The organism is Vibrio sp. OY15, assembly GCF_000742455.1.
In the GTDB taxonomy this organism is placed as follows: domain Bacteria; phylum Pseudomonadota; class Gammaproteobacteria; order Enterobacterales; family Vibrionaceae; genus Vibrio; species Vibrio alginolyticus.
In genome coordinates this window covers 168,006-179,178 of the sequence record NZ_JPIL01000005.1, presented here as the reverse complement: position 1 = coordinate 179,178, position 11,173 = coordinate 168,006, and the positions used below count along the sequence as shown (strand labels likewise).

The 11,173-nt window shown below is 45.9% G+C and carries 8 protein-coding genes and 5 tRNA genes; 11 read left to right on the top strand and 2 right to left on the bottom strand.

The features are described from left to right. Positions 1-38 precede the first annotated feature (38 nt). From IJ23_RS07120 to IJ23_RS07100, 5 genes are all read left to right on the top strand, one after another. A tRNA-Met gene (locus IJ23_RS07120) sits at positions 39-115 on the top strand. Between the two features lie 46 nt (positions 116-161). After that, positions 162-246: transfer RNA gene (locus IJ23_RS07115), tRNA-Leu, on the top strand. A gap of 29 nt (positions 247-275) precedes the next feature. After that, positions 276-360 (top strand) — tRNA-Leu (locus tag IJ23_RS07110). A 50-nt stretch (positions 361-410) separates the two neighbouring features. Next, positions 411-485, top strand: a tRNA-Gln gene (locus tag IJ23_RS07105). A 53-nt stretch (positions 486-538) separates the two neighbouring features. After that, positions 539-623 (top strand) — tRNA-Leu (locus tag IJ23_RS07100). A gap of 136 nt (positions 624-759) precedes the next feature. Here IJ23_RS07100 and IJ23_RS07095 read toward each other — a convergent pair. Continuing rightward, entirely contained in the window at positions 760-1,938 is a 1,179-nt protein-coding gene (locus IJ23_RS07095; protein ID WP_017821766.1) for a 2-octaprenyl-3-methyl-6-methoxy-1,4-benzoquinol hydroxylase, read from the bottom strand. Positions 1,939-2,195: 257 nt separating this feature from the next. Here IJ23_RS07095 and miaB point away from each other — a divergent pair, with 257 nt between their 5' ends. From miaB to lnt, 5 genes are all read left to right on the top strand, one after another. Next, the gene (miaB, locus tag IJ23_RS07090) at positions 2,196-3,620 is read left to right on the top strand and encodes a tRNA (N6-isopentenyl adenosine(37)-C2)-methylthiotransferase MiaB (protein WP_005373038.1); all 1,425 of its coding nucleotides are present in this window, start codon (positions 2,196-2,198) and stop codon (positions 3,618-3,620) included. Between the two features lie 73 nt (positions 3,621-3,693). Beyond that, entirely contained in the window at positions 3,694-4,791 is a 1,098-nt protein-coding gene (locus IJ23_RS07085) for a PhoH family protein (protein WP_005373033.1), read from the top strand. Between the two features lie 2 nt (positions 4,792-4,793). After that, entirely contained in the window at positions 4,794-5,258 is a 465-nt protein-coding gene (gene ybeY / locus IJ23_RS07080) for an rRNA maturation RNase YbeY (protein WP_005373030.1), read from the top strand. 105 nt (positions 5,259-5,363) lie between these two features. Continuing rightward, complete coding sequence (gene corC / locus IJ23_RS07075; protein WP_005384118.1) at positions 5,364-6,263, top strand: CNNM family magnesium/cobalt transport protein CorC; 900 nt, start codon at positions 5,364-5,366, stop codon at positions 6,261-6,263. 32 nt (positions 6,264-6,295) lie between these two features. Continuing rightward, positions 6,296-7,813, top strand: coding sequence for an apolipoprotein N-acyltransferase (gene lnt / locus IJ23_RS07070; protein WP_033905864.1), 1,518 nt, complete (start codon positions 6,296-6,298; stop codon positions 7,811-7,813). 83 nt (positions 7,814-7,896) lie between these two features. Here lnt and IJ23_RS07065 read toward each other — a convergent pair whose 3' ends face one another. Continuing rightward, positions 7,897-8,367 (bottom strand): zinc ribbon-containing protein, encoded by a 471-nt coding sequence (locus IJ23_RS07065; RefSeq protein ID WP_005373024.1) that lies wholly within the window; start codon positions 8,365-8,367, stop codon positions 7,897-7,899. Positions 8,368-8,520: 153 nt separating this feature from the next. On the opposite strand from IJ23_RS07065, the gene leuS reads away from it, so the two are divergent. After that, complete coding sequence (leuS, locus tag IJ23_RS07060; protein WP_005384121.1) at positions 8,521-11,094, top strand: leucine--tRNA ligase; 2,574 nt, start codon at positions 8,521-8,523, stop codon at positions 11,092-11,094. The last annotated feature ends 79 nt before the right edge of the window (positions 11,095-11,173 follow it).

The following is an 11,173-nucleotide window of genomic DNA, read 5'->3' as shown; positions in this document are numbered from 1 at the left end:
CTCTCCTTCCGCACCATTCTTGGTCAAAAATTTAAAATGGCTACGTAGCTCAGCTGGTTAGAGCACATCACTCATAATGATGGGGTCACAGGTTCGAATCCCGTCGTAGCCACCATTGATTAGATTGCTAGCATAAGCTATCAGTCACGTAGATTTAAGATGCGGAAGTGGCGGAATTGGTAGACGCACCAGATTTAGGTTCTGGCGCCGCAAGGTGTGAGAGTTCAAGTCTCTCCTTCCGCACCATCTTAAATTAATCTACACTATCAGAATACGCGGAAGTGGCGGAATTGGTAGACGCACCAGATTTAGGTTCTGGCGCCGTAAGGTGTGAGAGTTCAAGTCTCTCCTTCCGCACCATTCTTTCTCTCGATAAGAGAGGTTAAGTAGTCTTTGACTATTTACGCTGTAGGGCTATCGCCAAGCGGTAAGGCAGCGGCTTTTGATGCCGCCATTCCCTGGTTCGAATCCAGGTAGCCCTGCCATATACAACGATATTGAGATTTTACCAATTATCTTGATATCTACAGATTAAGTTGCGGAAGTGGCGGAATTGGTAGACGCACCAGATTTAGGTTCTGGCGCCGCAAGGTGTGAGAGTTCAAGTCTCTCCTTCCGCACCATTATCGGAAAACCCAGCATGACTTTGCTGGGTTTTTTCTTTTTTTTGGTTCTGGACTCGGGAAATCATTAGATTTGCCGAATTAAAAAAGCGAGCTCATGGCTCGCTTTTTTTCTATCTGTGATTTGAGTAGCTTACTACATACCTAACGCGTATTTCAGTACTTGAGCCTTAATTGGCCCTGAGTTTTCAGCAAGCTTCAATGCAGCATTACGTACGAACTTCAATGGCCCAAGATCGTTGCTAAAACCTTTATAGAAAAAGTCCATGCCCGTCTGCATGAGTAAGTTGTCAGGTCGACGTGCGCGTTCGTATTTCGCGAGTAAGGTATCTTCCAGCTTTTCTTGGTGCTCTGTTACCGAAAGGAGAACGTCTACATCTTTGAAGCCTAAGTTTACCCCTTGCCCTGCAAGCGGATTGATCGTATGAGCAGAGTCACCCACTAACACGCAATTTTTGCTTGAGTAGCTTTGCGCATGACGACGAGTGAGTGGGAATGAGCCAAACTGTAAAACTTCAATATCGCCTAATTCAGCAGGGAAATGACGTAAGATTTCTTCCCTTAGTTGAGGTTTACCCATCGCACACAGTTGTTTAATACGTTTAGGCGAGTCATACCAAACCAAAGAACCTTGGCCTACTACTTGACCATCGTCGTTACTCAAAGAGCACAGAGGTAAAAATGAACGTGGGCCTGAAGGTGTAAATTGTTGCCAAGTAATATCTTGCTGAGGCAATTCTGTTTTCACGTTAATCAACATGCAGTGTTGTCGGTAATCCCACGCAGTTACACCAATTCCAGCCAATTGACGAACTTTAGAGTTTGCACCATCAGCACCAATCACCCAGTTAGCTTCAAACTGCTCCCCACTTTCTAGTGTCACAAGGTTTACATCTGCAAACTCAATGGCTTTTAATCGCTCAGGACACATCACGGTTAGATTTTCATACTGAGAGAAGACTTGCCAAAGACCTAATTGGATTAGGCGATTTTCAACGATGTAACCTAGCTGATCCAATGACAATTCATCAGAGTGAAAACGAGTACGGCACTCTGGGTGCTCCCAAGTTTCTAAGCGACGATAAGGACAAACTCGCATGCTCTTGATCTCTGACCATGCTCCGAGTGAATCAAGTAACTCCACCGACTGGTGCGAGATTGCAGATACACGAATATCCATCGCCTGAGCGGCATCAAAAACTTTAGGTTTTGTACCTTCAACCAAGACAACGCTTCTGCCCTGCTTGGCAAATCCAACAGCGACGGCTGCCCCAACCATACCGCCACCGATCACGGCGATGTCATACTTGTTCATTTTTCACTCTTCATCGTGCTGATTAATTGGCGTTTTTTATTGTACTTTCCATGGCTATTTTTACAAAATTGTTTAACAAAAAACCTTGTTCTGCATAGGGCGAAAAACTAGATTTCATCAGGCTTTGCAGAGAATTAGCTAGATCACTAGTCAGGTGCTTTTTAAAGCAGTACAATACGCCGCTTACCGCCGTGATGGCGGCTATAATTTGAGCAATAGCTCTCCGATTTAAGTACAACTGAACGAGCGAAAGTGAGATGAGTAAGAAACTGCTAATTAAAACCTGGGGCTGCCAGATGAACGAATACGATTCATCAAAAATGGCCGACCTGCTTAATGCTGCAAACGGCTACGAGCTGACGGAAGAGCCAGAGGAAGCAGACGTACTTCTACTTAACACCTGTTCGATCCGTGAAAAAGCGCAAGAGAAAGTTTTCCACCAGCTAGGCCGCTGGAAAACACTAAAAGATAAAAAACCTGGCGTAGTTATCGGTGTAGGTGGTTGTGTAGCAACGCAAGAAGGTGACCATATTCGTGAACGTGCACCATACGTTGACGTTATTTTTGGCCCACAAACTTTGCACCGCCTACCTGAGATGATCAAACAATCTCAGTCCGATGATGCACCAGTTATGGACATTTCGTTCCCAGAGATCGAAAAATTCGACCGCCTACCTGAACCTCGCGCTGAAGGTGCGACAGCATTCGTTTCTATTATGGAAGGCTGCTCTAAGTACTGTACTTACTGTGTCGTACCGTACACTCGTGGTGAAGAAGTAAGCCGTCCAATGGATGACGTACTGTTCGAAATCGCCCAACTTGCTGAACAAGGCGTACGTGAAGTAAACCTTCTGGGTCAAAACGTAAACGCGTACCGTGGTCCTATGCACGATGGTGAGATCTGTTCATTTGCAGAACTGCTTCGTTTGGTTGCGTCTATCGATGGTATCGACCGTATTCGTTTCACGACGAGCCACCCGTTAGAATTCACAGACGACATCATCGCAGTATACGAAGATACGCCAGAACTTGTGAGCTTCCTGCACTTACCTGTGCAAAGTGGTAGTGACCGTATCCTAACGATGATGAAACGCCCTCACACCGCTATCGAATACAAATCGATCATCCGTAAACTGCGTAAAGCTCGTCCTGATATCCAAATCAGTTCAGACTTTATTGTTGGTTTCCCTGGTGAGACAGACAAAGACTTCCAAGACACCATGAAGCTAATCAAAGATGTAGACTTTGACATGAGCTTCAGCTTTATTTTCTCTCCACGTCCAGGTACGCCAGCAGCGGATTACCCTTGTGATGTGTCAGAACAAGTGAAGAAAGAGCGCCTTTACGAACTACAGCAAACTATCAATGCTCAAGCGATGCGTTACTCTCGCTTAATGCTTGGCACAGAACAACGTGTTCTAGTTGAAGGTCCTTCGAAGAAAAATCTAATGGAACTACGCGCTCGTACAGAAAACAACCGTGTAGTAAACTTTGAAGGTAGTGCAGACCTAATTGGTCAGTTCGTTGATGTGAAGATCGTAGACGTATTTGCAAACTCACTGCGTGGTGAGCTAGTACGTACTGAAAAAGACATGGATCTTCGTAGTGTGATTTCCCCAACGCAGATGATGGCGAAAACACGTCGCGAAGATGAGCTGGGTGTAGCTACTTTTACGCCGTAAGCTCGTATAAATAGCCATAGAGAGCCTGGTCGTTATCAGGCTCTCACTAAGTGGCAAAAAATGAGAGGCAACATTGAGCAATAAAATCGTAACTCTAGAAATTAACCTAGAACCTTCAGACAACCGCCGACTAGCTAGCCTGTGCGGCCCATTCGATGACAACATCAAGCATTTAGAACGTCGTCTAGGCGTTGAAATTAACCACCGTAGTGACCACTTTACGATTGTCGGTAAACCTCATACCGCATCAGCTGCGCTGGATATCCTGAAAACTCTATATGTTGATACCGCACCTGTACGAGGTGAGATCCCAGATATTGAGCCTGAGCAAATCCACCTAGCGATCAAAGAGTCTGGTGTTCTTGAGCAGAATACTGAGTCTAATATCGAGCACGGTAAAGAAGTCTTCGTCAAAACCAAGAAAGGTGTGATCAAACCACGTACGCCAAACCAAGCGCAGTACTTGGTTAACATGGTCACGCATGATATTTCTTTTGGTATTGGCCCGGCTGGTACAGGTAAAACCTACCTTGCTGTAGCAGCAGCTGTTGACGCACTAGAGCGCCAAGAGATCCGTCGTATTCTACTTACTCGTCCAGCGGTTGAAGCTGGTGAAAAATTGGGCTTCCTGCCTGGTGATTTAAGCCAGAAAGTCGACCCATACCTACGTCCGCTATACGACGCTCTATTTGAAATGCTGGGCTTTGAGCGCGTAGAGAAGCTGATTGAACGTAACGTGATTGAGGTTGCCCCTCTTGCTTACATGCGTGGTCGTACTCTAAACGACGCCTTTATCATTCTTGATGAGAGTCAGAACACCACTGTTGAACAGATGAAGATGTTCCTAACGCGTATTGGTTTTAACTCTCGCGCGGTTATCACTGGTGATGTCACGCAGATTGACTTACCTCGTGGTGCGAAATCGGGTCTTCGTCATGCTATTGAAGTACTAAGCGAAGTTGACGACATCAGCTTTAACTTCTTCTTGGCCGACGACGTTGTACGTCACCCTGTGGTTGCTCGTATCGTTAACGCGTACGAGAAGTGGGAAGCACAAGACCAGAAAGAGCGTAAAGAGTTCGAGAAACGCCGTCGTGAAGAACGCGATGCGAAGTTACTAGAAGCAGCAAAAGCCGAACTGAATGCACAAGTTGCTTCAACTAAGGAATAACCATGGCGATTGAACTTGATCTGCAACTGGCAGTCGAAAATGAAGAAGGTTTGCCTTCGCAGCAAGATTTCCAATTGTGGCTAGATAAGACCATTCCTCTCTTCCAACCACAAGCCGAAGTCACCATTCGTATTGTTGATGAACAAGAAAGTCATACGCTCAACCATGAGTATCGCGGCAAAGATAAACCAACTAATGTGTTGTCGTTTCCATTTGAAGCACCTCCTGGTATGGAAATAGATTTACTTGGTGATTTGATTATTTGCCGCCAAGTTGTTGAAAAAGAGGCGGTTGAACAGAGCAAGCCTCTGCTAGCACATTGGGCGCATATGGTTGTACATGGCAGCTTGCATCTGCTAGGTTATGATCATATAGAGGATGACGAAGCCGAAGAGATGGAGTCCCTCGAAACCGAAATCATGCAAGGTATGGGTTATGAAGATCCTTACATTGCTGAAAAAGAGTAGCTATTGGCCACTCGACAGGGAAAGGCGAACCACCTAAATGACTCTCGTGTTCGCCTCTCTATGTGTGCTATCACACTTCTGATAGCGTTACTTAATTGAGAAACAATGAACGAAGATAATTCTCCCTCTTCTAACGAAGATAAGAAAGAAAAGGCAGAAGGTCCGAGTAGAAAGTCCTTCTTTGAACGTCTAGGTCAACTATTTCAGGGCGAACCAAAAGATCGCCAAGAGCTTGTGGATGTTATCCGCGACTCTGAAGTTAACGACCTGATTGACCATGACACTCGCGATATGCTTGAAGGTGTTATGGAAATCTCCGAAATGCGTGTGCGTGACATTATGATCCCGCGTTCGCAAATGGTTACCGTTGAGCGTACTCACGACCTTGATACCTTGGTTGCTTTGATTACCGATGCTCAACACTCTCGCTACCCTGTGATCAGCGAAGATAAAGACCATGTGGAAGGCATACTTCTAGCGAAGGACTTACTTAAATACTTAGGCTCAGGCAGTAATCCATTTGATATCGAAGAAGTCATTCGACCAGCGGTTGTGGTACCGGAAAGTAAACGCGTTGATCGACTGCTGAAAGAATTTCGTGAAGAACGTTATCATATGGCCATTGTTGTCGATGAATTCGGTGGTGTTTCTGGTCTTGTGACCATTGAAGATATCCTTGAGGAAATCGTCGGGGATATTGAAGATGAATTCGATGAAAGTGAAGAGACGGACATTCGTAAGCTGAGCAAGCATACGTTTGCTGTCAGAGCGCTGACAACCATCGAAGAGTTTAATGAGACATTCGGAACCAACTTCAGCGATGAGGAAGTTGATACCGTTGGTGGTATGGTCATGACTGCCTTTGGTCACTTACCTTCTCGTGGTGAACTGGTTGAAATTGAAGGCTACAACTTCAAAGTCACCGCTGCCGATAACCGTCGTGTCATTCAACTCCAAGTGACGATCCCAGACGAAGAAACCCTGGTTGAAGCCACTCAAGAGTAACGCGATACCCATTGGGAATCTCAGAAATTACAATGATGAATGAACTCTTTCATCGCCTTAAGCGGCCCTTAGTGGCCGCTTTTGTTGGCGCCTCTACTACACTCGCTTTCGCTCCTTACCAGCTGTGGCCTATTGCCATTCTTAGCCCTGCAATTCTACTGATTCTTCTTGCTAACCAAACTCCGAAACGCGCACTATGGATTGGTTATGCTTGGGGGTTAGGTCAATTTGCAACTGGCGTTAGCTGGGTTTACGTCAGTATCTCCGGTTTTGGCGGTATGCCGCTCATTGCCAATTTATTTTTAATGGGCTTACTTGTTGCCTACTTGGCTGTTTATTCAGGCTTATTTGCTTGGCTCAACAACAAGCTGTTTCCTCAATTTACGCTCACAAAAGCACTTCTCGCAGTACCTGCTTTATGGCTGATCAGTGATTGGTTGCGTGGTTGGGTGATGACCGGCTTCCCTTGGTTATGGCTAGGCTATAGCCAGATAGATGCTCCACTCGCAAGCTTTGCACCAATTGGCGGCGTAGAACTGCTTACTCTATTTATCCTTATCAGCGCAGGGGCGTTAGCCTATGCATGGATTCATAAGCAGTGGCTGATGGTGATTATCCCTGCGGTACTACTCAGTACTGGCTTTGGGATTCGCAGCTACGATTGGGTAACACCCCGACCAGAAGACACGACTAAGCTCGCACTGATTCAAGGTAACGTAGACCAAAACCTAAAGTGGCTACCAAGTCAACGCTGGCCAACCATCATGAAATATGCTGACTTAACTCGTGAAAACTGGGACGCTGACATTATCGTTTGGCCAGAAGCAGCAATTCCCGCTTTTGAAATTGAAGTGCCTTCATTTTTGAGCAATATCGACAGCGCTGCAAAAATGAATAACAGCGCAATCATCACCGGTGTCGTCAACCAAGCTGAAGATCGACAGTTCTACAACAGTATTCTGTCCCTCGGCATCACACCATACGGTGACTACAGCTTCGATTTAAGCGAACGTTACCATAAGCATCACCTACTACCGTTTGGTGAGTTTGTACCATTTGAAGATATTTTGCGCCCATTAGCGCCATTCTTTAACCTACCGATGTCATCGTTTAGCCGTGGGGCTTTTGTGCAGCCAAACATCGTTGCGAATGGCATGCACATGGCACCAGCGCTTTGCTATGAGATCATCTTTAATGAGCAAGTGCGTCAAAATGTGACTGACGAAACAGACTTCATTCTAACGCTTTCAAACGATGCATGGTTTGGTCACTCTATCGGTCCTCTTCAGCATATGGAGATCGCCCGTATGCGTGCCTTAGAATTGGGTAAACCGCTCATCCGCTCGACTAACAACGGATTAACAGCGGTAACCGATCACAAAGGTAAAATCGTTGAGCAAGTACCGCAGTTTGAAACTGCAGTACTGCGCGCAGAGCTCACCCCAACCGATGGGAAAACGCCATATCGAATCCTTGGTACTTGGCCATTGTATATTTGGGTTGGGTCAAGTTTAGCGCTGACTTTCGGTTTAAGAAGAAAACAGAGCTGATAACAGCTTGAAAGTAGAAAAGACAAAAAAGAGGCGACTAAGCCTCTTTTTATTCATTGCATTATACAGTCGTTACTCGCCATTTATGGCTTTAATGACTGACGAGTAAAGCCTTTGTGACCACACTTAATACACGGAATGATTACTGTTGGGTGGTTATACGTTGTCTTGTGACCACACTCATCACAGACCAAGGTGCCTAAGCCTATCACCTCTCCTGCTTCATATAGCCCTTGATGCTCTAAGTCATCGAACAACTCAACCCACTCAACTTTAGTTCGGTCTGTAATCTCTAACAACCCTTGCCATATCGAGTCCGCAATCGTTAAGTAAAACGGGCCGCTTTTACTGTCCTCGTAACTCTCTGAAAACTCTTTTAAGTCTGCTTTAAGGTACGCTTTGATTAAAGCCAATTCATCTTTGGTCAAGTCATTAGCAGCATCCACCACTTTGCCCGACGTCTCAATCGCTTTGTTAACTTCTTCCGGACTGTGCTTCAAGGTTTCAATCACATCCTCGAGCATTTCCTCATAACCTGTTTTACGTTTAGGCATAACTGACCTCCATCTTTCTCCTACCTGCGTCACTTAAGGGCGCATGGGTACAGATTGGCTATTGTTGTGATCCCTAGCTTTAGGTATTCTATGACGATCTATTTAAGTCTGTTCTAACCGAACTCACAAATTCCAAGATAACGGATACCATCGATGCAAGAACAATACAACCCACAAGATATTGAACAAAAAGTTCAAAAGCACTGGGATGACAACAAAACCTTTGTTGTAAGTGAAGACCCAAATAAAGAAAAATTCTACTGTCTGTCCATGTTCCCATACCCAAGTGGTCGACTGCACATGGGTCACGTGCGCAACTATACTATCGGTGATGTAGTATCTCGTTTCCAACGCCTACAAGGCAAAAACGTGATGCAACCAATCGGTTGGGATGCATTCGGTCTACCTGCAGAAAACGCAGCAGTAAAAAACAAAACTGCGCCAGCACCTTGGACTTACGAAAACATCGAATACATGAAGAACCAACTTAAGCTTCTAGGCTTTGGTTACGATTGGAACCGTGAATTCGCAACATGTACACCGGAGTACTACCGCTGGGAACAAGAGTTCTTCACTAAACTTTACGAGAAAGGTTTAGTTTACAAAAAGACTTCTTCTGTTAACTGGTGTCCTAACGACCAAACTGTTCTTGCAAACGAGCAGGTTGAAGACGGTTGTTGCTGGCGTTGTGATACGCCTGTAGAGCAAAAAGAAATCCCTCAATGGTTCATCAAAATCACTGAGTACGCTCAAGAGCTACTAGACGACTTAGACAAGCTTGAAGGTTGGCCTGAAATGGTGAAAACCATGCAGCGCAACTGGATTGGTCGTTCTGAAGGTGTTGAACTGAAGTTTGAAGTTAAGGGTCAACAAGACCTAGAAGTTTACACAACACGTCCAGATACGCTAATGGGTGTGACTTACGTGGGTATCGCAGCCGGCCACCCTCTTGCAGCTCTTGCAGCAGAGAACAATCCAGAGCTTGCAGCGTTTATCGACGAATGTAAGAACAACAAGGTTGCAGAAGCTGAGCTAGCGACAATGGAGAAGAAAGGTATGGCTACTGGCCTTACTGCTATTCATCCATTGAACGGCCGTGAAGTTCCTGTTTACGTAGCAAACTTCGTACTGATGGACTACGGTACAGGCGCGGTAATGGCAGTACCTGCACACGACCAACGTGACTACGAGTTCGCAACGAAGTACGGTCTAGACATCGTGCCTGTTATCAAGCCTGCTGATGGCAGCGAGCTAGACATCTCTGAAGCAGCATACACAGAGAAAGGCGTACTGTTCGATTCTGGTGAATTCGACGGCCTAGAATTCCAAGCGGCGTTCGATGCAATTGCAGCGAAGCTAGAAGCAGAAGGCAAAGGCACTAAGACTGTAAACTTCCGTCTACGCGACTGGGGTGTATCTCGTCAACGTTACTGGGGCGCACCAATCCCAATGGTAACGACTGAAGACGGTGAAGTTCACCCAGTACCTGCTGACCAACTACCAGTGATTCTTCCAGAAGACGTGGTAATGGACGGCGTAACCAGCCCAATCAAAGCAGACAAAGAGTGGGCGAAGACAACCTTTAACGGCGAACCTGCTCTACGTGAGACAGATACGTTCGATACGTTCATGGAATCTTCTTGGTACTACGCGCGTTACTGTTCACCACAAGCGGACGACATCCTAGACCCAGAAAAAGCAAACTACTGGCTACCAGTAGATCAGTACATCGGTGGTATCGAGCACGCTTGTATGCACCTACTGTACTCACGCTTCTTCCACAAACTACTGCGCGATGCGGGTTACGTAACTTCTGACGAACCGTTCAAGCAACTACTATGTCAAGGCATGGTACTGGCTGATGCGTTCTACTTCGAGAACGAGAAAGGCGGCAAAGAGTGGGTAGCTCCAACAGACGTAGCCGTTGAACGTGATGGTAAAGGCCGCATTACTTCTGCTAAAGACACTGAAGGTCGTGATGTAACGCACTCAGGCATGATCAAGATGTCTAAGTCTAAGAACAACGGTATAGACCCTCAAGAAATGGTAGACAAGTACGGCGCTGACACAGTACGTCTATTCATGATGTTCGCGTCTCCGGCGGACATGACACTTGAATGGCAAGAGTCTGGCGTAGAAGGTGCGAACCGCTTCCTAAAACGTGTTTGGAAACTAGTGAAAGAGCACACAGCGAAAGGCGCAGCAGAAGCAGTAGATACCTCAGCGCTTTCTGGTGATCAAAAAGCACTTCGCCGCGACGTTCACAAAACTATCGCGAAAGTGACGGACGATATCGCTCGTCGTCAAACATTCAACACCGCGATCGCAGCGATCATGGAGCTGATGAACAAACTAGCGAAAGCGCCTCAAGAATCTGCGCAAGATCGTGCAATCCTTGACGAAGCACTGAAAGCTATTGTTGTCATGCTTTACCCTATCACGCCGCATATCTCATACGAGCTATGGGCAGCACTAGGTGAAACAGACATTGATAACGCGGCATGGCCGACGTTTGACGAAAAAGCGCTAGTTGAAGACGAAAAAACCATCGTTGTTCAAGTTAACGGTAAGCTACGTGCGAAACTAACAGTCCCAGCTGATATCTCTAAAGACGATATCGAACAGCTTGGTCTAAACGACGAAAACGTGGTTAAGTTCACTGATGGCCTGACTATTCGTAAAGTTATTTACGTTCCAGGTAAACTGCTGAACATTGTTGCAAACTAATCGCAGCTTGCAATTTGCCTCTGTTTAGCGAACTTATTTGTTAACCAAGAGTCATTAAACAGGGTAGTTCGCTACCCTG

Bases quoted from the DNA above. Each gene is read 5' to 3' on its own strand.
- IJ23_RS07095 (WP_017821766.1), bottom strand. From the start codon at position 1,938: ATGAACAAGTATGACATCGCCGTGATCGGTGGCGGTATGGTTGGGGCA.
- miaB (WP_005373038.1), top strand. From the start codon at position 2,196: ATGAGTAAGAAACTGCTAATTAAAACCTGGGGCTGCCAGATGAACGAA.
- ybeY (WP_005373030.1), top strand. From the start codon at position 4,794: ATGGCGATTGAACTTGATCTGCAACTGGCAGTCGAAAATGAAGAAGGT.
- corC (WP_005384118.1), top strand. From the start codon at position 5,364: ATGAACGAAGATAATTCTCCCTCTTCTAACGAAGATAAGAAAGAAAAG.
- lnt (WP_033905864.1), top strand. From the start codon at position 6,296: ATGATGAATGAACTCTTTCATCGCCTTAAGCGGCCCTTAGTGGCCGCT.
- IJ23_RS07065 (WP_005373024.1), bottom strand. From the start codon at position 8,367: ATGCCTAAACGTAAAACAGGTTATGAGGAAATGCTCGAGGATGTGATT.
- leuS (WP_005384121.1), top strand. From the start codon at position 8,521: ATGCAAGAACAATACAACCCACAAGATATTGAACAAAAAGTTCAAAAG.